The following is a 22,090-nucleotide window of genomic DNA, read 5'->3' on the forward strand; positions in this document are numbered from 1 at the left end:
ACGCAGAGGAATGAGGAGGAAGCGCGGAGGAACGCAGAGTTTTTTTTGGAGTTATTTAGTTTGTTTTTTCTGACGATTTTGGTTTTTTTCTGTTAAAGAAACGCTACCAATACCTTGAAGAATGCCACGTCCAATTAAGCCTAAGCCCCTACCAATTATTTGTGTTAAGATGAAAACAATTCCATTTCCTGCAAAAGATAATAGAGATTGTAAACGAGGTGCGATCGCATCCCGGAATTCTAGCAGTAATGTCACCATTAGTGGCACACCGGAAAGCTTTGCTAATTCCTGGTTACGAGGTGAGTAAATGGATATTTTAGCAATGCCACGAGGGGCAAATACAAATAGTTCGTAGCGACTTTCAAAAATTGCTTGGGGTTCGTTAACATAGTTATTTAATCGGTATTTCCACGATAAGTTATTTCTAAATCGTTCAATTTCTCTGGTGGAAATTAAGTGCCGGTCATACAAATTCTGTTTGATAGTTTCTACATCTGCCAAAAAGTTTAATAATGGTTGTAATACTCCATTTGCAACCTGAATTAACAAGTTCTCTAAAATCATTGATGCTTGGGAATTTGCTGGTTCACTACCTGCTGAATAGGATGTGTTATCAATATACAAATCTGTTTGCCAAAGTAAGTAAGAAAATAGTTCTTCAACTAAAGGAATTTTATGCAGAATTTCAGTTTCTACACCTGCTGCATTATTTAATAAAAAATTGGCTATGTCTATATTTATTTCTTCTATGTTGATGTGCGATAATTTAATATAAAAATCTTTAATTGCTGATTGCCATAAATTATTTAATATTTGATTTTTTAAATCAGATAATTGCTGATGTTTCACTTGGGAGTTACGCAGTTCATCTAGCTGTTGAGATACTTGTTGTAAGATGATATAAAGTAATTCCCTTTTTTTGTCTTCCCGTAATATATCAATTTCTAAAGGTATATCTGTAAGATTTGGTAAAGGAAATTGGAGTTTATTAATACAGGATGTAAATAGGGTAGATTGTAGTGCTTTGGGAGTTAGTAATGGCGGTACAAAAGTTTGTATCTGTTGTGATTCTGGTTTGGCAATTAGGTTAGGTTGAGGAATAGATAATGGTAGTGGCTGAGATGTTTGTGTTGGTTGTCTTTCTTCGGGTGCAGCTAATAAGTGATTAACCAACCATCGTGCCGCTAACAATTCTCGGCGATGTCCTGCGAGAATAGCTTTATCTAATAGAGGCAGTCCAGGTATTTTTAATTGGGCGGTGACTGCGGTGAGGGTATGATTAATGTGGTTAATTCCTGATAAACGAACCTGATACCGTAGTTTGGCAAAAGGTAAATGAGATGATGAAGAATTTGCTATTCCTGTTGTTCCCAACCAATAATATCCACCATTTACTAGTTCTTGCATGATGGGAACTAATTCAGAAATGGATATACCTTTGGGACAATAGCCATTTACACCTGTATTCTGTGCCGCTAACAGCATTTCTGGTGTAGAAACAGAACTCAGCAGCAAAATAGGAATATGAGAATATAAAGCTTTAAGTTGTCTACAAAATTGCAAACCCAACTGTTGAGAGTCTGTAGAACTTCCATTCCCTAACTCTAAAACTATTAAATTTATTTGGTTAATGTCTGAAGCTGCAATTTCCGCTAACACCTGTAAAGCTGCGGTATCTGTAGGTACATCGGCGACAACTTGTAGATGGGGGATTGTTTCTAGAGCTACCCTTAATCCTAGACGAAAGATGGGATCTGGGTCGAGTAACAATAATCTTAAGGGTAAAGGGCGATCGCTCATAGTCAAGTCAAATACATATAGACTTTTTAAGCATCTGTTGTTAGTGAAAAAAGGCAAAAGGCAGAACGCAATACATTCCGATCCAAAAAAGAATGTTGAATAGCTTCTTAACCCTCATCTCCCCACAATTTAGTCAGCTATCACCCTTGTTCTCTATGAATTCCGGTGTCCAAAAAAATTAATAGTGTACCCAGTAATCTTTACTCCTGTTTGTGCTTCAACCTGCTGAATTAACTCTGCTGGTAGTTCTATATGTACGTCCAGGATTTGATTTGTATCCACACAGTTAACGTGGCTGTGAGCATCATTAATATTGCCGTATAAACGCCCGTCGCAATGTTCAATACACTCAATAATACCTTGACTGGATAAGGCTTCTAAATTTTGATAAACAGAGGTATGACCAATCTCTTTACCTTGTTGGTTTAAGCGATCATATATCTCTCTGGCAGAAAGATGTTCATTCGCTTGCCAAAGTAATTCTAAAATAAAGCGGCGCTGGCGGCTGACGCGCATACCCAGCATTTGACACCGATCTAGAGCATCTTCTAAGGAACGAATTGCTTTTGTAGAAATAGCTGGCTTTTGCATATTTCAGTTTTAAGTATGGGGCTATTTTTCCCCTTCAATGACGATTGTTGTTTTGCCTATGCCCCGATGTTATATACAACTGTTGTGCTTATGCCTGTGTATTTGTCCTTAGATGTCTTATTAACCACTGGCTTAAGCAAGTTTGGCTGTTGATTAACAGTTGTATTCTAAAACAAAGTCATTACAACTTTAGCTTAAAAAGGCTGCAAATGTCCAGGATAGGACAGGTGTATTTTTTTGTCAGTAAAAAGTCTCAAAATACAAAAAAATTTAACACCAAAGATAAATGTGTAGGATATGAATCGAAAATCCAGGGAGCAGCACCATCAGTAAATAGACAGTAGCGTCAAGTCCTAAAAACTGCTACTGTGTATTGTCAATCCTATTTTTGAGCCATCAAGAAAGCAGCCAACAGTCAATGACAATCACAATCAACCTCAAAAACGACTCTATCAACAATCTGGATTTGTCACCTGCACTAACGGTCATTGAACCACTGCTGCATGAGGAATCCATTACATCCTATGAACAGCAATTGTGCTTTGAAATTAGCTACGCACGGGAAGCGAATGATCCACGGGAGCTTTCAGAAATTCCAGAGGTAAGGTTGTGGTTTGTGCGTTTAGATGCCAAGTATCCATGGTTGCCATTTTTACTAGACTGGAAAGCTGGAGAATTAGCCCGTTACTCTGCCATGTTAGTACCTCATCAGTTTAGTTCTAAAGAAGGTATACAGTACAACCCTGAAGCCTTAGAAATCTTTTTAATGCACAAAATTTTTATTTTGAGTGATTGGCTAAAACAGCAAAGTATCCCTACCCAATTTCGGCTCAAGTCTCTCGCACAAATACTGGGTTATGAATTAGAAGATGCTTTCTTTGAAATGATTGAAAAAAGTAATTCTTGACATACTCCCTATCCTAGAAGGATGGGGATTATGGGGTCAAACAGTAATTACTGGACTAGCCAGTCTAACATCATCTAACCCAATGAAGGACAGGGCTTTAAACCCAGTTTTTTGGTAATTATTGATTTTCTCCTCTGTCGAATGCCCAAGGACTCATGTCATAATTTTGAATTGAAGTAAAGCGGTGGTCAACCACCCCAGATTTTTTCTAAAACCGTTGCAGGTGGAATATCTGCTGTTTTTCCGCTATGAGATTTAATCGCTAGAAATTTATCACTTGTTGGTAATAACTTGCCTGGATCTGTAGAACCCAGTAGAGCGATAGTATATGTTTGTACAGCTATTGCCAGTTGTAGTGGCGCATTCTCGATAGACAACATTAAACTAGCACCACCAATTATGGCGGTTAATTTGCCAAGATCATCAGGAGAGGTGATTTTGAGGTTTGAACAAGATTCCAGAAGAGATCGCACAAAATTCTCATCATCAGCTTCTTTAATCAGCACTATCGGTAACTCCGGTTGTTTGTGTTGACAATCTTGGATAATTTGCTGCCAACTGGCTACAGGATAGCTTGTATCTGCATTATCAACTTGGGACGACTGGCTAGAACCACCACAGATGAGGATGTAACCTGTTTCATGGATACCTAAACGTTTTTGTTCTTGTTGCGCCCATTGAATATCAGGTTTAGGGACATTAGCTGTTAACTCTGGACAAGGTGTTTTAATACCCAAGGGTTTTAAGAGATCATGATACATCGCTGCTACATATTGGGATGTATTTGGCGTGATGGTGTTGGTGAGAAAACCTGCTCCTTTGCCTTTGTAACCAATGCGTGTGGGAATTCCAGTCAACCAGAGAAATAGACCAATAAACCAACTTTCTCCAGCGGTTATAGCGACATCATATTCGCGATCGCGAATCGTGCCAACTAAGTTACCCCAATCTGCTAGACTGTTGCGATCTTTGTAATCAAAGGTCAATACCTCATGAACTGACTTGCTCACTCGGTAGGCAGCCTTTGACCGGGGTTCCACAATGACATCTATCTGTGCGTCAGGATAATAACGCTTCAGATCATCCAAAGTGGGAAAAAAGAGAATTTGGTCACTAATTGAACCAGGTACAAAAGCTACTACTCGCATAAATAATATATCTATTGACGCTTATTGCTCCTTATTTTAGGGGAATATAGGTAATATCGTTTGACTTTCAAATGGCTACATCAAACAAGGCTGTTCTTGAAGAAGAAGCAAGGGAACAGGGAACAGGGAGAAGGGGAGAGGGGGAGCAGGGGAGCAGGGGAGCAGGGGGAAAGATTAATTCCTTCTTTTTTCTTCTTTCTTCTTCCTTCTGACTCCTGACTCCTGACTCCTAGCCCTAACGGAAAGACTTTTATGGCTTACGCCACGCTATCAGCAAACCATATTTACACAATTAATTTTTCATAATTATCTGAATTATCTGAAATTTTTGATTCTACTCCCAAGACACTATATAGGTCTTCTTCAAACTTACCGTGTATTGTCATCACCATAGTCTGGATTAAGGCTTGAGCTTTTAGTAGTGTTTCTTGAAATTCCATTTCTGGGTCAGAAAGCGCCACAATACCACCACCAATACCAATAGAAGTTCCATCAGGAGTGAAAATAGCAGTGCGAATAACTATATTCAAATCGCTTGCACCATTCAATCCCAAAAAGCCGATCGCTCCTGAATATACTCCCCGTGCTTCTTGTTCGAGCCGATCTATAATTTGCATAGTTCTAATCTTGGGCGCTCCTGTCATCGATCCTCCTGGAAATGCTGCATGAATACAATCTACGGCTTGGAGGTTTGATGGCAAATGTCCACGGATAGTTGTCACCAATTGATGCACTGTGGCGTAGGTTTCTACATCCATTAATTTTGGTACATGAACGCTACCTACTTCACAGACTCGTCCTAAATCATTACGTAACAAATCGACAATCATCAGATTTTCAGCCCGGTCTTTTTCGCTGTTTCGCAGTCGTTCCTGCAAAATAAAATCTTCTTCGGGGGTTTCTCCTCGTCGTAGCGTTCCTTTAATGGGCTTGGTTTCCACCCATCCCTGGCGATCAATTTGCATAAATCGTTCTGGAGAAGAACAGGCGATCGCCATCTCTCCAAACCGCAAAAACGCAGAGTATGGCGCAGGATTAATCTGACGTAATCGGCGGTAAAATGTCAATGGTTCAGGTCTGATATCAGTGTAAAGTTGATTAGTTAAACAAACTTGATAAGTTTCTCCTTCATGAATTTCCTCTAAACAATGGTGAATATCATGAATATAATTTTGGTAAGAACGACTTAAATATAACTTTATTGGTTGACCATTTCCCTGTGCGACCAGGGGAGGAAGAGGATTCAAACGTTCTAATTGTTGTTGGGTCTGATCAAACCAAGTTTCTAACTGTTCTGTTTGTCCTGTTTTGACTAATTGCAGCAAATAAAGACACTGTTCTTGGTGATCTATCGCAATCATGCGATCTGCCAATAAAAAAATTGCATCTGGTAATTGCGAAGAATGTACCAATTTTCCACCACATTCTGCTTTAAGTTCATAACCAAAATAACCCACAAATCCGCAGTTAAAATCAAAAGGTAACTCATCACTTTGACAACTTCGGAGTCCAATTTCTCGTTTGAGAAATTCAAAAATACTTTCGGTGCGACGAGTGACTCTATCTGATTGTGTGATGATCAGTTCTTGAGTTTGAGTATGATAACGCACCAATAAACTGTTTTTCCCGTTACCATCACCCATAAATGAGAAGCGAGACAGACCCGGTTCTACTCGACTACTATCTAACCAAAAGCTATTTGGTGCTTCCTCAAATAAGTGGACAAATATTTGTTCTGTATTTGGGCAAATATCTAATTTTCTGGTATAAAGTGCAAACTTTTCTTTCTGCTGGCAGATGTCCTCAACAGATGAATAAAGAGATTGATATCCTGGATAATTTGGATAATATTTTTGTTCTGAACTTATTGATAATTTCTTTGAAAATTGCAGCGTAATATCTCTAAAATTATTTAATAATGTTGCTCCATATTCTGTACAAATAGACTCAGGATGAAACTGTACACCCCAAAAGGGTAGATACCGATGGCGTAATCCCATCACTAATCCATCTTCAGTCCAAGCAATTTTTTCTAAACACTCAGGTAATTCATCTGCAACTAACAAAGAGTGGTATCGCACCACAGAAAATGGACTAGGAATACCTTGGAATAATTCAGATTCATGATGATAAATTTGACTTAGTCTCCCATGCCTAACTTCCGGCGCATGAATGACTTTAGCACCATGTAAATAGCCCATCCCTTGATGTCCCAAACATACTCCCAATAAAGGAATATCTACATTATTTTCAATAATTTGCCGACAAACCCCAAAATCTTCCAACTTTTCTGGGCGACCTGGACCGGGAGAAATCACAATATTGTCAAAGGCAATTTTTTTTAATTCATTCCAGGTGACTTCATTATTACGAATTACTAAGGGATAATTACCATTTGCCTCAGCAATCATTTGATACAAATTGAAGGTATAAGAATCATAGTTATCAATAATTAATGTTTGCATATTGTTTTATTGATTAGATATTCTAGTGTGTATGTTTAAAAAACAATGGCGGATATAATATTGCTGATGCCTCCAGCACTCTACCGCGGTAAGCGCAGCTATACCCGCAGGGCTTTACGCAACGTCAAGAATGTAGCCTGCGTAGGGTACGCGACTACACAATTACGTCCTTATACAAAAAATACCCTAATTTTAATTATGGGGATCTCCCTATTCCCTATTGCCCTTTCCCTCTTCCCTTTTAGAACTATGCAACGCCAAAAAAAGCAGTAAAGTATAAAATACTAATCCCACAATTCCCACTTTCGGAGAAATGTTGTGTATTTATTAATTCCTGCCGCGGGTAGTGGCAAAAGAATGGGTGCTGATCGGAATAAACTTTTATTACAAGTACACTCAAAATCCCTGATTGCTTGGACTTTGTTAGCTGCGGAAGCTGCGAGTTCTATTAGTTGGATTGGGATTATTTCTCAACCTCATGACTGGGAAGATTTTAAAGGTATTATAGCTAATTTAAAAATATCAAAGCCCATTGAATTTATTTCGGGTGGTTCTACCCGGCAAGAGTCAGTTTATAATGGTTTACAAGCATTACCAGCTAATGCGAATCAGGTATTAATTCATGATGGCGCACGTTGTCTAGCTACGCCTGATTTATTTAATGCTTGTGCAGAAGCGATTCTTCATTGTCCTGGATTAATTGCTGCTGTTCCTGTGAAAGATACCATCAAAGTTGTGGATGCAAGTGGCATAATTCAAAGTACACCCGACCGAGAACAACTTTGGGCGGCGCAAACTCCCCAAGGGTTTGATGTTAAGTTGTTAAAACAATGCCATGCTGAAGGTGTGCGTCAAGGTTGGGAAGTGACTGATGATGCTGCCTTGTTTGAACGATGCGGGATTGAAGTACGTATAGTTATGGGAGAGGAAACTAATTTGAAAGTTACCACTCCTCAAGATTTAGCGATCGCTGAATTTATTCTTAGTCACAGGGAACAGGGAACAGGGAACAGGGAACAGTAAATTACTTCATGATCTTCCTGCCTTTTGCCTTCTGCCTCCTGCCTTCTCAATATGTCCAAAAAAAATATAGCTGTAGCAATCAAAATAGAAGCAATTCTGTATTTAAAGGGTAAACCCTTGTCTTTGAATGAAATTGCCGAGTATGCTGGGTGCGATCGCCCGGCAGCGGAAGAAGGCATAATTGAACTGATGGATAATTATGCCCGTCGAGATAGCGCCCTCGAAGTCGTAGAAACCGAAAATGGTTATAGTTTGCAAGTACGGTCAGATTTTCATGACTTGGTACAAACTTTGATACCTGTGGAATTAGGTGTAGGAGCTTTGCGGACATTAGCAGCGATCGCTCTCCATAATCCCATACTCCAAAGCGACTTGATTAATTTACGTGGTTCAGGAGTATACCAGCACGTTCCCGAACTGGTGGAATTGGGTTTTGTTCGCAAACGCCGAGACAGCGATTCCCGTTCATATTCATTACAAGTGACACCGAAATTTCACCAATATTTTCAAATCGATCAACTCCCTCAAGTATTTCCCACAGATGAAAAAGAACAACAGCTAGAACTAGATTTAGAGGTGACACAGCAATTAAAAATTGAAAATTAAAAATTAAAAATTAAAACTCCGTATTTCCCTACTCCCCTGCTCCCCTGCTCCCTGCTCCCCTGCTCCCCTGCTCCCCTGCTCCCCTGCTCCCTGCTCCCCTGCTCCCTGCTCCCCTGCCCCCCTGCTCCCCTGCCCCCTGCCTATTCTCCAATCCCTGTGGAAAATGCGCTAGGCTTGTACTATGGTTTAGAGTAGAATTAGCAACTAAGCTAAAAAAAATTGCCAATGGTGTTTGATCCTAACTTTTTGAACGACAACTCTGAGGAACACACTAATCAGCTTCTGAACGAACACTTTGGGGAAAACCCGAATCAACTACTTAAATATTTACAGCACCAGTCTCCCGAAGTTCTAGCCCGTGTAGCTCAGTCTGTCACCCCAGAAATTAAGCAAATCATTTCCCAGAATGTCCAAGGACTAGTGGGAATGCTACCAGCAGAAAGTTTTAACGTCCAAATTACAACAGATCGGGATAACTTAGCTGGGCTGTTAGCATCAGCAATGATGACCGGGTACTTTCTGCGCCAGATGGAACAAAGGATGCAATTAGAGCATTTATCTAATCAATAGTCAGGAGTACAAACGTCAACAGCCCCGCCTGTACTTTTAACTATTTGTGAGGGTAAGTTCCTGAGCGTATTTTGAAGATTTGAGTTTTGTCGTTGCGGTTGACTTCAATTGTCAGAATGTCACCGACTGTACTAGACTCAATAATTTTCTGTGCTTGGGCTAAACTTTTAATTGGTTTGCCATTGATTTTTTGAATCACATCGCCTATGAGTAAACCACCTTTTTGTGCTGGGGAATTTGCCACAATCCCTTTAATGGCAACACCGACATCAACCTGAATGTTGAGTTGTTTGTTTTGATTCAGTTCTTGTTTTTTGGCGGGTGAAAGGTCTGCCATTTCAATTCCTGAAAATGGGTGTTCTGCTTTTCCTTTGGTAAATAACTCATTAGCTATGCGGGCAGCAGTTTCAATGGGAATAGCAAAACCAAGTCCTTGAGCGTCGGTGCGGATGGCAGTATTAACGCCAATAACTTCTCCTTGGGCGTTTAAGAGGGGTCCACCAGAGTTACCTGGATTTATTGCTGCATCGGTTTGGATAAAACTCACCCGCTTATCAGGAACACCAACTTGGGCGCTAGTGCGGTCGGTGGCGCTGATTATACCGATAGTAACAGTATTATCTAAACCTAAAGGATTGCCAATTGCGATCGCCCACTGTCCAGGAATTAAGTTTTGCGAATTCCCTAATTTCACCGTCGGTAATTTGTCAGCGGCAATTTTGACAACTGCTACATCGGTTATAGTATCAATTCCTACCACCTTACCATCAAAAGTTCGCCCGTCTTTGAGCGTAACCTGCACATTTTCGGTATTATCTACTACATGAGCATTTGTAAGTAATTGTCCGTCGGCGCTTAAAATAAACCCTGATCCTGTACCACGCTCAATTCGTTCTGAAGGAATTGGTTCTTCATCTTCCCCAAAAAAACGCTTTAACATAGGATGATCAAATGCGCCAAAAATTGGATTTGCTACTTTACGAGTAGCATTAATTCGCACAACTGCCGGGCCTACTTTTTGGACAGCAGTAGCAATAAAATTGACATTATCACTCTTAGTAGAATTGCTTGCTCCGTCAACAGCATAAGGGATAACTACTTCTGGAGGTGAAGCCACTGTGACATTTTTTAACTCTCGAAACGAATGATGCTGGGGCAAAAAATAGCGACTGATAAATACACCTGCACCACCACCAACAGCTACTAAAAACAAGTAAACGACTAGTTGCTTCACAAATAACTTCATATTAATTAATTAAGAATAATTGCGCTCACAGAAAGACAGTTACTAATTTCTAAGTGTAGTCAACTAAATCATAAGTGAACAGATTAATTTACAGAAATTGAATACAATTGATGACAATACTTGTCGGTTAAGAGAGAAAGAGGCAAATTCCCCAACCCTATTCATCACTTTCTTTTTTGACAAAGTTACTAGTATTACTATTCATGGAATCACATCCAATCAAGCAAAAAAATTACCCCATCTTTAAGATTCCGCATATAAAATCTAGAATTAGCGAGTTGGGAACTTTTTATCATGACTTTTTCCTATAGCCCACTGTTTTTATATAGCTTAATGAGTGTTTTGGGGCTAATAGCCACATTGTCACCAATCCAAAATGCTAATGCTGCTGTACCAAGTTGTCCAACTCCTGCTTTATCCCGTATTCAACGCTATCAAGTAGTTCGTGGTGAAACTTTAGAGAGTATAGCCCAGCGTTACAATCTCCAGCCCACCACAATTGCTGGTATGAATCCATTTGTTAATAACAGAATGCTCGCAGCTGGTACACAATTGCAAATACCCCCCTTCGATGGAATTGTAGTAACAGTACCTAGTGGTCAAAATTGGCGACAAATAGCTACAAAGTACAAAGTACGTCCAGATACTTTGTTTGAAATTAATGGTTGTCAACAAAATCCCAGAGTTGTTTTTGTTCCTGTTGTTCCTGAAGTAACCAGAACACCTAATCGCATCATTACTGCATCCCTTGAACAAACCGCACCATCTGCAACCATATTTGGATTTGGATATCCTTTACCAAATAGTACAACCGTAGCCTTACCTTATGGGTGGCAAATTGAACCAACATCAGGTAAAGTTTTTTTTCATAGTGGTGTAGATTTGGTAGCACCAGTGGGTACGACCGTGGAAGCGATCGCACCAGGTATTGTAGTATTTGCTAAAGACCAGGCTAGTTATGGCAAATTAGTCATTATTAACCACGCAGGTGGACTGCAAACTCGTTACGCCCAACTGGAAACAATTCAAGTTACCCTGGGACAAGCAGTAAAACAAGGTGAAATATTAGGAACTGTCGGTGCTACAGGCCAACCAACTTCCAAAGAACCACACCTACATTTTGAAATTCGTGCTAATGAAGCCCTTGGTTGGACTGCAAAAGATCCAAAAGAGTATTTAACTAGGTGACAGGTGACAGGTGACAGGTGACAGTGAATAATTATTTCAACACCAATCACCAATCACCAAATGTTCCGTTGATTTAATGATGTGCATTCCTGCTGCTGCAAATCTGGCAAATGTGGCGTTAGCTTGTTCTGTATAGTCAACTACTCCTGGAACGACAACAGGTGAGGTGCAATCTTCCAGTAGATAGATTTTATTTGTGAGGGTGCTATCTACCTGTTGAATTTCTGTTAATAAATCGTCAATTGTCCAAGCAACACAATGGCTTTTAGCTTGTCCGCCAATAATCACTGCATCAAATTCTAAAAGTTGTTGAATTAAATTTGTGTTTTTTTGTCCAATTGGCTTATTATCAAATCCTAATAATACTTCTGGACGTAAAATAGAATAATTTTCGGTTAAAGCATTTTCCCCTTTTAATTCAAATTGGGTTTGACTTTGACGGGCTATACTATGAAAAAAGATTGCTTCTTCTACTGCTGAAACTAAAGCATGACCAATTCCCCCTAACATGGAATGATAAGGCCAAACTGTTAGCGGGTATTTTCCATCTTGGCTGAGTTGTTTGACGTAATGAAAAGCTTGTTTTTTTAATAATTCATAATCATCATTTGTCACACTATTAGCAACTGTTGGGTTAACTTGCCAAATACCTGCTTCTATATCTGCGGGTGTAATGTTGGTTGCGGCTGGTGTCGGGTGTTCTCCATTTGCATTTATCCAAAAAATAGGATGGAAGATTTGCATGGCTGTGTGAGTATCTAAGGTAGGGATAATTTTGGTAATTACTCCCAAATTACGATAAATGAATTCACACAATCTTTGATTATCATCAACTGCACCTGTTCCGGTTTGTCCACCTACATATAATTCAAAATCGGGAATACAAAAGGTGTTTTGGACATCTATTAATAATAAACAAATGCGGGTTTTATCTGTAGATGCTGGTGGGATGTTATGTTTTTTTGTCCATGCTTCTGCGTCAGATGCAAGTTGTTGGTAAGGTACGCGGTATACTTCACTGACTTTATTGGATTTGAAGTGCGGGGGAATGGGGAGTTGGCTTGAGTTGTTAGTATTCATAATGTAATATTAATCTTTGTTTTTATAGCTGAAAGGAATTAAATTTTTATTTTAATCAACACTGTTTTTAACCTTTAGAATAATTTTTTGATAGTTTCCAGAGGTAAGAACATTTCTAAAGGAACATCTACAAGACTAAAAAAACTATAACGTTGATAATAAATTTGAGCTTTTTCATCTTTAGCATCAACAAATAGACCAATTACTCCTGCATTCTCAGCAATTACCAAAGCTCTTTTCATTGCTTCAATCATGAGAATTTCGCCTATTCTTTGACCTTGCCAGTCTTGGGTTACAGCCAACCGCGCAAGTTTAACACCAGGAACTGTTGTAGGGTATTTTTTAGCAAGCTGTGGTGGTAACTTTTCGGCTTTCACTTCACAAATTGATAAAGTGAAGAAACCGATAATAGTTTGAGGTTGTTCTGTATCTACCAAAACAAAAGTGCGAGAAATTCCTTTTTGAATATGCTGACGCGCAGTGCGAGTCAGAAATTGATTTAGTATTTCATTCCCACAATTAAAGTTTTCTCTGTTATGAGACTTATTCAGAAGTTCAATGATTTTCACGGAAAAATTCTTGATGTTTAACAGCAGCAGCTTTTAAGGCTGAATTAGGTTCAGGAGGATTTTCAATTAGGCTAAACACTATATCAGCATCTTGTTGGGATAAATTAATTACCCTTTCTGCTTCTAGAATCTTGTTAGCTTCTTTCAGGGCTGCGTGAACTAAAAATTGATTTAAAGTAGCTCCAGATAAAGCAGCGGCTTGTTCCAAAGTTTCCTTAACCTGAGAGGAAATCCTTGCTGTCACCCTGGCATCATTGACAGAAGAGGTGGAAGACATAGCTGATTTTGAATATGTATGAAATTTCATTTTAACACTAAGGTGTCATTTTGTCACCACTAGGTATCGCTGATTTCTTAACTTTTCCCCACATCATCCCCCAAAAACGCCTCAACTGTGGCAATCTGAGAAGCAGAACCCCTTGCAATCTGATATTTTAGCTACAGAAAATCTACCTATTGAGGTTATGCAAACCCTACCACCCCTTGAAACCACCAACACCACTAGTCAACCTGTATTTGACACCACCATCAAACGGCGCAAAACCCGTGCTGTAAAGGTGGGAGATGTCACCATTGGGGGAGGCTACCCCGTAGTGGTACAGTCAATGATTAATGAAGATACTCTAGATATTGACGGTTCTGTAGCAGGTATTCGTCGTCTCCATGAAATAGGCTGCGAAATTGTCCGCGTCACAGTTCCCAGTCTAGGACACGCTAAAGCTTTGGCGGAAATTAAGCAGAAATTAATCAAAACTTACCGCGATGTCCCCATTGTTGCCGATGTCCATCACAATGGCATGAAAATTGCCCTGGAAGTCGCTAAACATATTGAAAAAGTGCGGATTAATCCGGGGTTGTATGTATTTGAAAAACCAAATACCAGCCGCACGGAATATACAAAAGCGGAATTTGACGAAATTGGCGAAAAAATCCGGGAAACCTTAGCACCCTTGGTAATTTCTCTGCGTGACCAAGGTAAGGCCATGCGGATAGGTGTCAATCATGGTTCTTTAGCGGAAAGAATGCTCTTTACCTACGGTGACACCCCAGAAGGGATGGTAGAATCTGCCTTAGAATTCATCCGCATTTGTGAATCTTTGGATTTTTACAACATCGTTATTTCCATGAAAGCCTCACGAGTTCCTGTGATGGTGGCTGCTTATCGGTTAATGGCCAAGCGCATGGATGATTTAGGAATGGACTATCCTTTACATCTGGGTGTGACAGAAGCCGGTGATGGGGAATATGGCAGAATCAAATCTACTGCGGGAATCGCCACATTATTAGCTGATGGCATTGGTGATACAATTCGCGTGTCTTTGACAGAAGCACCAGAAAAGGAAATTCCTGTGTGTTACAGCATTCTGCAAGCTTTAGGTTTGCGGAAAACTATGGTTGAGTATGTGGCTTGTCCTTCCTGTGGAAGAACTTTGTTTAACTTGGAAGAAGTGCTGCACACAGTCCGGGAAGCTACCAAACACTTGACTGGGTTAGATATTGCTGTTATGGGTTGCATTGTTAATGGACCCGGAGAAATGGCTGATGCTGACTATGGTTATGTCGGCAAAAATCCTGGTTTTATCTCCTTGTATCGGGGTCGGGAGGAAATTAAAAAAGTTCCAGAGGATCAAGGTGTAGAAGAGTTGATAAATTTGATTAAGGCTGATGGACGCTGGGTAGACCCTTAAGGTGTAAAATCCCAAGCCTTACCCAAGTAGACCTCTTGCTGAATGTGAAAATTAGGACTTTTGCAAGAGGTCTAGAGATTTGACGGGATATGTTTTTAGTCTAATGGTACGCTACACAATCGCACTATTTGTTTGAATTTAGACCTTAAAAACCTGTACGAAACAATCGAGAAAAGCGATCGCACAACTTCTTGTTGATTTTTGCCTCAACTCGTTGTTAAAAAATGTGTGGATTTACGTAGTTGGCTTTTGAACATCGTTGGTGAACCAGTTCATAGTGCAACTGTCACCCTCACATTGCCCCTAGCCTAATCTGAATTTTCTTTATTTTGAATTTTGAATTTTGAACCTTGAATTGTTTACCCTGTGTTAGATTGGGCATACTGACTATAAATTTTCCCTCTGACACAGCTGTCATTATGGTGATTACAAAAAGTAGACTTGTTCTAGGTGCTACGGCAGTGACGCTTTCTACAATTGCTGTTACTAGTCTTGGCATTCACTCCCGTGGTCAGGCTTTATTTAAAGCAAGTCCCAAGGAATTGATAGACGAAGTTTGGCAAATTGTTTACCGTCAATATGTAGACGGGACGTTTAATCAGGTAGATTGGCAAGCTGTTCGTAAAGAATATTTAAGCAAGTCCTACACCAACCAGGAGGAAGCTTATAAGTCCATACGAGAAATGCTTAAAAAGCTTGAAGATCCTTACACTCGGTTTATGAACCCAGAGGAATTCAAGAATATGCAGGTTGATACCTCTGGAGAACTCACAGGGATTGGTATCACCATCAGTCAGGATGAAAAAACTAAGCAATTAGTTGTGATTGCCCCGATTGAGGATACACCCGCTTTTAAAATGGGAGTTCTGGCTAAGGATGTGATCCTGGAAATTGATGGCAAAAGCACCCAAGGCATGGATACTAACCAGGCTGTATCTTTGATTCGCGGTGAAGCGGGAACTAAGGTCAGATTGAAAATTTTGCGGAATGGTCAGAAAAAACAATTTGATATCACAAGGGCTAGAATTGAAATCCATCCAGTTAAGTATTCTGAAAAACAAACTCCAGCGGGTAATCTTGGTTACATTCGGCTGAATCAGTTCAGTGCTAATGCTGCCAAGGAAATGAAAGATGCAATTAGTAAATTAGAAACTAAAAACGTATCCGGTTATATTTTGGATCTGCGGGGTAATCCTGGTGGGCTATTATTCTCCAGTGTGGATATTGCCCGAATGTGGTTAGATAAAGGAACTATTGTCTCTACTATTGACCGTCAAGGTGAACAGGAAAGGGAAGTTGCTAGAGGACGTGCTTTAACTACTAAACCTTTGGTGGTGTTGGTGGATAAGGGTTCAGCTAGTGCTAGTGAAATTCTTTCCGGTGCTTTGCAGGATAATAAACGTGCAACCATAGTGGGTACTCAAACCTTTGGTAAGGGTTTGGTGCAATCTGTACGACCTTTGGAAGATGGTTCAGGGTTAGCAGTGACTATTGCTAAATATCATACTCCTAGCGGTAAAGATATTAATAAGCATGGTATTGACCCTGATGTAAAAGTGGATTTGACTGATGCCCAAAGACAAGATTTGTGGTTAAAGGAACGGGATAAACTGGCTACTTTAGAAGATCCACAATTTGCTAAAGCTGTGGAAATTTTGGGTAAACAAGCTGCTAAAAATAGTACGACTACAAACAAGAATTAAACAAATTGTGTTGGCGCAATCTGCTGGAAGCACTATTTTGAATTTATTGGGGTTGGCATTTTCCAGCCCTGATTAATCCTACTCGACTGGCAATAGCTTCTCCTTGTGAATTAAAGGTTCCCCATTTTGCAATGATGTCTGGGTTATTTTCCTCAACTTTCTCGCTGGGGACTATTTCACATTTTTCTGATTTATACTTGACAATATACCAGGTTTGTGTTTTTGCCATAATCAAATATGAATTTGCTAGGATTAAAAAGTGCCAACTGATGATTATTAAAAAGTTTTAATTTTAACTGATCTTGGATTTAGAAGTGTAAATTTACCTATGCCTTCACCATTTCCAGGGATGAATCCCTATTTAGAACATCCTGAACTGTGGCCAGAAGTTCACAGTAGATTAATCATTGCGATCGCAGATGCAATTTTCCCTCATTTACGACCCAAATATAGAGTAGCTGTAGAAAAAAGAGTCTATCAAATGACAGATGGAAATTCTGTTTTAATTGGTATTCCTGATGTCACTATAGCACGTTCTTCAAAACCCACAAATCCAGAATCTTCTCATATTGCTGTAGCTTCTCCACCTGTTGAACCAGTAACAGTAAATATTCCCATTCCTGAAGAAATTAGAGAAAGTTATTTAGAAGTCAGAGAAGTTGCGACAGGAGAAGTTGTCACAGTAATTGAACTACTTTCACCTAAAAATAAACGTCCGGGAGAAGGGAGAAATGCATATCAAAATAAGCGTCAACAAATATTAGGAAGTTCTACACATTTAGTTGAAATAGATTTATTGCGTGGTGGTGAATCCATGCCAATATTAGATGATAAAATTAAATCAGATTATCGCATTTTAGTGAGTCGTAGTCAATTACGTCCTAGAGCAGAATTATATCCTTTTAATTTACAAGAACCGATTCCCGCTTTTTTATTACCTCTGAAGAAAGGAGATATAGAACCTTTAGTAGATTTACAAAATGTGATTCAAGATTTATTTGATCGTGCTGGTTTTGATTTAGCTATAGATTATAATCGTGAACCTGTGCCACCAATTCAAGAAACAGATATTATTTGGGTGAATGAGTTGTTAAAAGAGCGTGGTTTCCAGTAGACTCAAGTTTCTTGATGTGGATGAATTGCTATAAATGCAAGATAATGATACAGTTATTACATAAAAGAATTAAAATAGTTACATAAATAACAGATGATAAGAAAGACATTGTTTGTTACTGCTATCACCCACTACACCACACACAATGTAGTGGGTTTTATATTCTCTTCAAAATTTTGAATTATGTCAGATTCTATCGAATCGCAACCAGTGTCATGCAAGATTATCTGTGAAGACTGTGCATTTTATGTCAAATTAGAATGTACTCACCCCGATGAGTTGGGGGTTAATTGTGCAACTGTGATTTTTTGTAATTCATTCACTCCAGCGGTAGAAGTTGATAGTCCTTGCGTATCTTTTGGTATTGATGATGAAAAAAAGATACAAGACTCCTAATGCGATCGCTCATCAGCTATTAAACACTTAAGTTGCACATTGAGCCAAACAGGGAAGCAGATGCGATCGCTATAGCTCTAACCAACCTATAATGAATACAAGATTTAAGGTTTTGATGTTCCTGTATCTGACTGAATTAAAATAGGTGTTCCCCCCTTTTCCGAACCGATAACGACAACTTTAGAATTATTAGATTGAGCAAGTTTTTCTGTAGCTTCAATTGCGCGTAATTGCAGAATTTGGTTAGTAAGTCCACCAGAGATAATTTTTTGAGCATCAGCTATACCTTTCGCTTCAATTGTCTTTCTCTCAGCTTCTTGACGCTCTTTCTCTAACACAAATTTCATCTGTTCATTTTCTTGTTCTGCTTTGAGCTTTTGCTGAATAGCTGCTTGCAAAGTATCCGGCATTTTTACATTTCTCAAAAGTGCCTGATCAATAATGAAGCCTAATGTTGGTATTTCTTGAGTTAATTGTTGGTCAATTTTTTGGACTATTTCCTGACGTTTTGTAGAGTAAATTGCACTAGCTGGATAGTTTGCTGTAATAGCACGGACTGTAGAACGAAATCTGGAAATAATCAATTCTTTTTCATTAATTCCAATGGTTTTATATACTATCGCTGCTTTCTGGGGATCAAGTCTATATTGAAGACTAACATCAAGATTTAAACTCAAACCTTCTTGAGAAGTTGTGTCAATATTTTCCTTAATATCTTTAAGACGAGTGGAAAAGTTCAACACCTTAGCAAAGGGGTTAACTAAGTGGACACCAGAATCAAGGGTATTTTCGGAAACATTACCGAATAAATTGATAACACCCACATTTCCTGGTGGGACTATCACCAACAGTCTGGAAATTGAAGCTAGTAAGGCAATACTACCAATTAATATGGTAATTCCACGGACTGCAAGTTGAGTCTTGACACTGGTAATTTTGCTGCTTTGAAGATATATGAGACTAGCTATGAGACTGGTGAGGAGGGAGAATATAAAGCCCATTATGATTTTCCTGTATTGTTAAGATGTTGTATATACTTAACATACAAGTATAATCATGGCTTTAAGGTTTGGTCATGAATCGTTATTTTATGCTATTGCTGCAAATCCTATTTGGATACCTTAATACCTATTTCAGATTTTCAGGAGACTGTTTCCATTGATTGTTTTATGTACTCATAATGACGGTGGTGTAGGCAAAACTACCCTTGCTGTCCATATTGCTGGTGTTCTTCTTAATAGACAATATAGTACACTTCTAGTTGATTGTGATGATCAGGCAGATTTTTGGCAGTTTTACATTGATCGAAATCCAGAAAAATCAAAAGATTGGGAAAAATACGAAAATAGTATAGTAATGTATGCGGATCAAATGTATGATTGTCAAGAGGAAATGCAAAATGCTATTTATCACGATAGAAAATATATTTGGGACTATGAAGGTTCAGAACATTTATACGATTACTTTGTTGATTTATTAGATGGATAATCTGGGGAGATTAATTATGTCTAGAGAAGATAAAGTAACTACTCACAGTAAAGATTTTTTGGTCGATAATGCCATTCAAAATCGCATAAAAAAAGTAGAGGGAGAAAAACAAGAAATCCAAAACTTAAATTTAGATTTAGATATAGAATTAATATATACTAACTCTGAGTTAGAAAAAATACGGAAACTAACTTCAATCCTAAGATTAGGAAAAGAACTATTTCTAGAATCAGCAATTAGTTATGTACATTTTCTTTTCTCTGAACATAAAGAAAGTATCCAAAAGATAATTGATGAAGAATCAGAAAATTATCAAGCCGAATTAAAACAAATTAGTCCAATAGAGAATATGTCTAAAAAAGACCGTGATAGATTTTCAGGGAAAATTAGGTTATCGCCTGAAACATCAAACAAAATAGAACAGTTGGACATGAAAGATAGAATCAACGAATGTTTGTTTGTTTGTTGGCATCAATTTACTTTATAAACAATTAGTTGGAGAATTTAAAACTGTTAATCAGGAAAAATAAAAATGGATTTCTTAGAAATTGATGCATTAGTAAACGGCATTATTTATTCTAACGAAGCAGCAAAACAAGATTTAGGTAGACGTTTTGCTGCTTATCTGGGATTAACACCAGGAAAACCTGGAAGTGATGGAGGAATAGATGGTTATGCTAAACTAAATAATGATATGATTTATTTTCAATCTAAATTATCCCAAAATATCTTAGATGCCTCTTATACAGCAGATATTAATAGTATTATTTCATTAGTATATTACTTATATATTTATGTAAATCTAAATACCAATTCATGTAGATTCTCCATTTGCGACAGACGAGAGTTTAAACCAAGATAATTTACCAGAACAATCTTAATTTTTTTCTTATCTTTCCTCTCTCTGGGTGAGACAAAAAATGCAAGGTAGAAGCTTCTTGATAGCATTTCTAGTCAGAGATTGGGAACGAAGAAAGCAAGAAACTAAGTCCTTGATGCCCATTATCCCTAATCATGTTAGATTATTACAGTATTAGGTTCATTTGCCGTATCTGGCTGTCAATTTCGCTCGGTATCGCTTTGACATAAATATTTACCTTATTGTTTATATTCTCAATGAATTCTGCAAATTATTGGTTGATGAAATCAGAACCGGAAGTTTATAGTATTACTGACTTGCAACAACAGCGTGAAACTATTTGGGACGGTGTGCGTAATTATCAAGCTCGTAATTTTTTACGTCAAATGCAGTTAGGTGACTTGGCTTTTTTCTACCATTCTAATACTAATTCTCCTGGTATTGTGGGGTTAATGCGTATAATAAAAACTGGTATTGCTGACCCGACACAATTTGAGCCAACAAGTAAATATTATGACCCTAAATCAAGTCTTGAATCTCCCCGGTGGCAAACAGTAGGAGTTGAATTTGTTGAAACTTTCTCTAACCCAATATTGCTATCAATACTCAAAGAAAAATTTAGTTCTGATGAGTTACTTTTAGTCAGACCAGGAAATCGTTTATCTGTGATGCCTGTATCGTTAGCAGTGGCTAAGAAAATACTAAATTTTGAGGAAACTTTATGAAACAATCCCAGCAGTGGCAAGTTCAGAATCGGTTTTTGGAATTGCGTTCAAAGTGGCTAACAGTCATTGGTGAAAATCTGCAAGATCATGAAGGTCAACTATTAGAATATTGGCGTGTTGAAAAAGCTGATTCAGTTGTAATTTTGCCTATTCAGAATAATTATGTAATTTTGCCACCACCTAGCTATCGACCAGGAGTAGGGGATTTCACTTTGGACTTTCCTGGTGGTCGTGTCCCTAATGACAAATCTCCAGAAGTTGCAGTTCCAGCTATTCTGTTGCGGGAGATGGGAATTAGTGAAAATCATATTACTAAAATTTCAGCTTTGAATACTCAAGGGTGGTTAGTGAATAGTTCTTTCTCGAATCAGAAACTTTATGGTTGTGTAGCGGAAATAGAACCTAATATAGAAATTAATCCAGAATATATTGGTGCAGTTTATCCAATCAATAGCACTGGTGTTAATGATTTATTTAACCATCTTCATTGTTTACAATGTCGTGCTGTTTTCATGCAGTGGTGGTTCAATAATCAAGAAACTGAAAGCGAAAAAGTTCTATGTTCTCACTGTCAGCGTACTGCTACGAATGGTATTAAATGTAAAGGTATTTGTGTGGCTGACAATGATTATTAAGGAACTTCCAAATAAAAGAATCTCTCAAACTTAGGACTTACGCAAATGTCACACCAAACATCTATTTTATGGTGCATCAGGTATCAAATATCTGTTTATTTACAGGATTTATGAAGTCTGACGCACCCTACTAATATGCCATTTGCGTAAGTCCTGAAACTCTCATTCCTCTGTGTCTCTGTGGTTCGTTTATTTGGGTAATTTGAAACAAAAAACGGAAGGTAGAACCTTCCTGATAGCATTCCCAGTCAGAGACTGGGAACGATATGGAACTATTTACCGTTACTAC

At 38.5% G+C, this 22,090-nt stretch carries 23 protein-coding genes; 13 read left to right on the forward strand and 10 right to left on the reverse strand.

The features are described 5' to 3' along the window. Positions 1–51 precede the first annotated feature (51 nt). Together ACLLO5_RS23120 and ACLLO5_RS23125 are read right to left on the reverse strand one after the other, a co-directional pair. Complete coding sequence (locus ACLLO5_RS23120; RefSeq protein WP_413172840.1) at positions 52–1,800, reverse strand: DUF3685 domain-containing protein; 1,749 nt, start codon at positions 1,798–1,800, stop codon at positions 52–54. A gap of 153 nt (positions 1,801–1,953) precedes the next feature. Further along, the gene (locus ACLLO5_RS23125) at positions 1,954–2,391 is read right to left on the reverse strand and encodes a Fur family transcriptional regulator (RefSeq protein ID WP_413172841.1); all 438 of its coding nucleotides are present in this window, start codon (positions 2,389–2,391) and stop codon (positions 1,954–1,956) included. A gap of 418 nt (positions 2,392–2,809) precedes the next feature. Between ACLLO5_RS23125 and ACLLO5_RS23130 the strand changes: the two genes are divergently transcribed. Further along, a complete protein-coding gene (locus ACLLO5_RS23130) occupies positions 2,810–3,298 on the forward strand; it encodes a CRR6 family NdhI maturation factor (protein WP_413172842.1) in 489 nt (162 codons plus the stop codon). Between the two features lie 188 nt (positions 3,299–3,486). Here the strand turns inward: ACLLO5_RS23130 and ACLLO5_RS23135 are convergent, their stop codons facing one another. Further along, the gene (locus ACLLO5_RS23135) at positions 3,487–4,446 is read right to left on the reverse strand and encodes a glycosyltransferase family 9 protein (protein WP_413172843.1); all 960 of its coding nucleotides are present in this window, start codon (positions 4,444–4,446) and stop codon (positions 3,487–3,489) included. A gap of 284 nt (positions 4,447–4,730) precedes the next feature. Continuing rightward, the gene (pabB, locus tag ACLLO5_RS23140) at positions 4,731–6,911 is read right to left on the reverse strand and encodes an aminodeoxychorismate synthase component I (RefSeq protein WP_413172844.1); all 2,181 of its coding nucleotides are present in this window, start codon (positions 6,909–6,911) and stop codon (positions 4,731–4,733) included. Positions 6,912–7,229: 318 nt separating this feature from the next. Between pabB and ispD the strand changes: the two genes are divergently transcribed. The 3 genes from ispD to ACLLO5_RS23155 all read left to right on the forward strand — a co-directional run bounded on the left by ispD (position 7,230) and on the right by ACLLO5_RS23155 (position 9,110). Then, positions 7,230–7,934 carry a 2-C-methyl-D-erythritol 4-phosphate cytidylyltransferase gene (gene ispD / locus ACLLO5_RS23145; protein ID WP_413172845.1) on the forward strand — a complete coding sequence of 235 codons (705 nt, stop codon included), beginning with the start codon at positions 7,230–7,232 and terminating at the stop codon, positions 7,932–7,934. Positions 7,935–7,985: 51 nt separating this feature from the next. Beyond that, complete coding sequence (scpB, locus tag ACLLO5_RS23150) at positions 7,986–8,540, forward strand: SMC-Scp complex subunit ScpB (RefSeq protein ID WP_413172846.1); 555 nt, start codon at positions 7,986–7,988, stop codon at positions 8,538–8,540. Positions 8,541–8,765: 225 nt separating this feature from the next. Continuing rightward, complete coding sequence (locus tag ACLLO5_RS23155; RefSeq protein ID WP_413172847.1) at positions 8,766–9,110, forward strand: DUF760 domain-containing protein; 345 nt, start codon at positions 8,766–8,768, stop codon at positions 9,108–9,110. A gap of 40 nt (positions 9,111–9,150) precedes the next feature. Here the strand turns inward: ACLLO5_RS23155 and ACLLO5_RS23160 are convergent, their stop codons facing one another. Then, positions 9,151–10,356 carry an HhoA/HhoB/HtrA family serine endopeptidase gene (locus tag ACLLO5_RS23160; RefSeq protein WP_413172848.1) on the reverse strand — a complete coding sequence of 402 codons (1,206 nt, stop codon included), beginning with the start codon at positions 10,354–10,356 and terminating at the stop codon, positions 9,151–9,153. Positions 10,357–10,650: 294 nt separating this feature from the next. Here ACLLO5_RS23160 and ACLLO5_RS23165 point away from each other — a divergent pair, with 294 nt between their 5' ends. After that, a complete protein-coding gene (locus ACLLO5_RS23165; protein ID WP_413172849.1) occupies positions 10,651–11,544 on the forward strand; it encodes a LysM peptidoglycan-binding domain-containing M23 family metallopeptidase in 894 nt (297 codons plus the stop codon). A 36-nt stretch (positions 11,545–11,580) separates the two neighbouring features. Here the strand turns inward: ACLLO5_RS23165 and ACLLO5_RS23170 are convergent, their stop codons facing one another. The 3 genes from ACLLO5_RS23170 to ACLLO5_RS23180 all read right to left on the reverse strand — a co-directional run bounded on the left by ACLLO5_RS23170 (position 11,581) and on the right by ACLLO5_RS23180 (position 13,470). Next, entirely contained in the window at positions 11,581–12,624 is a 1,044-nt protein-coding gene (locus ACLLO5_RS23170; protein ID WP_413172850.1) for an isochorismatase, read from the reverse strand. 74 nt (positions 12,625–12,698) lie between these two features. Beyond that, the gene (locus ACLLO5_RS23175; protein ID WP_413172851.1) at positions 12,699–13,193 is read right to left on the reverse strand and encodes a GNAT family N-acetyltransferase; all 495 of its coding nucleotides are present in this window, start codon (positions 13,191–13,193) and stop codon (positions 12,699–12,701) included. Further along, on the reverse strand, positions 13,180–13,470 hold the full coding sequence (locus ACLLO5_RS23180) for a DUF1778 domain-containing protein (RefSeq protein WP_413172852.1): 291 nt from the start codon (positions 13,468–13,470) through the stop codon (positions 13,180–13,182). Before ACLLO5_RS23180 ends, ACLLO5_RS23175 begins: the two co-directional genes overlap by 14 nt. A 187-nt stretch (positions 13,471–13,657) precedes the next feature. On the opposite strand from ACLLO5_RS23180, the gene ispG reads away from it, so the two are divergent. Both ispG and ctpC read left to right on the forward strand, forming a co-directional pair. Beyond that, positions 13,658–14,881, forward strand: a complete 1,224-nt coding sequence (gene ispG, locus ACLLO5_RS23185) for a (E)-4-hydroxy-3-methylbut-2-enyl-diphosphate synthase (protein ID WP_413176168.1) — start codon at positions 13,658–13,660, stop codon at positions 14,879–14,881. A 419-nt stretch (positions 14,882–15,300) separates the two neighbouring features. Continuing rightward, a complete protein-coding gene (gene ctpC / locus ACLLO5_RS23190; RefSeq protein ID WP_413172853.1) occupies positions 15,301–16,584 on the forward strand; it encodes a carboxyl-terminal processing protease CtpC in 1,284 nt (427 codons plus the stop codon). A 43-nt stretch (positions 16,585–16,627) separates the two neighbouring features. On the opposite strand, the gene ACLLO5_RS23195 is transcribed toward ctpC, so the two are convergent. Further along, complete coding sequence (locus tag ACLLO5_RS23195) at positions 16,628–16,813, reverse strand: DDE transposase family protein (protein WP_413172854.1); 186 nt, start codon at positions 16,811–16,813, stop codon at positions 16,628–16,630. A gap of 99 nt (positions 16,814–16,912) precedes the next feature. Here ACLLO5_RS23195 and ACLLO5_RS23200 point away from each other — a divergent pair, with 99 nt between their 5' ends. After that, the gene (locus ACLLO5_RS23200; protein ID WP_413172855.1) at positions 16,913–17,698 is read left to right on the forward strand and encodes a DUF4058 family protein; all 786 of its coding nucleotides are present in this window, start codon (positions 16,913–16,915) and stop codon (positions 17,696–17,698) included. Between the two features lie 500 nt (positions 17,699–18,198). On the opposite strand, the gene ACLLO5_RS23205 is transcribed toward ACLLO5_RS23200, so the two are convergent. Continuing rightward, positions 18,199–19,095, reverse strand: a complete 897-nt coding sequence (locus ACLLO5_RS23205; RefSeq protein ID WP_413172856.1) for a prohibitin family protein — start codon at positions 19,093–19,095, stop codon at positions 18,199–18,201. 157 nt (positions 19,096–19,252) lie between these two features. Between ACLLO5_RS23205 and ACLLO5_RS23210 the strand changes: the two genes are divergently transcribed. From ACLLO5_RS23210 to ACLLO5_RS23230, 5 genes are all read left to right on the forward strand, one after another. Then, a complete protein-coding gene (locus tag ACLLO5_RS23210) occupies positions 19,253–19,582 on the forward strand; it encodes an AAA family ATPase (RefSeq protein WP_413172857.1) in 330 nt (109 codons plus the stop codon). Between the two features lie 16 nt (positions 19,583–19,598). Then, a complete protein-coding gene (locus tag ACLLO5_RS23215; protein WP_413172858.1) occupies positions 19,599–20,069 on the forward strand; it encodes a hypothetical protein in 471 nt (156 codons plus the stop codon). Between the two features lie 45 nt (positions 20,070–20,114). After that, on the forward strand, positions 20,115–20,444 hold the full coding sequence (locus tag ACLLO5_RS23220) for a hypothetical protein (protein WP_413172859.1): 330 nt from the start codon (positions 20,115–20,117) through the stop codon (positions 20,442–20,444). A 254-nt stretch (positions 20,445–20,698) separates the two neighbouring features. Then, a complete protein-coding gene (locus ACLLO5_RS23225) occupies positions 20,699–21,166 on the forward strand; it encodes an EVE domain-containing protein (protein ID WP_413172860.1) in 468 nt (155 codons plus the stop codon). Then, complete coding sequence (locus ACLLO5_RS23230) at positions 21,163–21,801, forward strand: NUDIX hydrolase (protein WP_413176217.1); 639 nt, start codon at positions 21,163–21,165, stop codon at positions 21,799–21,801. Before ACLLO5_RS23225 ends, ACLLO5_RS23230 begins: the two co-directional genes overlap by 4 nt. The last annotated feature ends 289 nt before the right edge of the window (positions 21,802–22,090 follow it).

It is taken from the genome of Anabaena azotica SJ-1 (assembly GCF_047275885.1).
GTDB lineage: Bacteria > Cyanobacteriota > Cyanobacteriia > Cyanobacteriales > Nostocaceae > Trichormus_B > Trichormus_B azotica_A.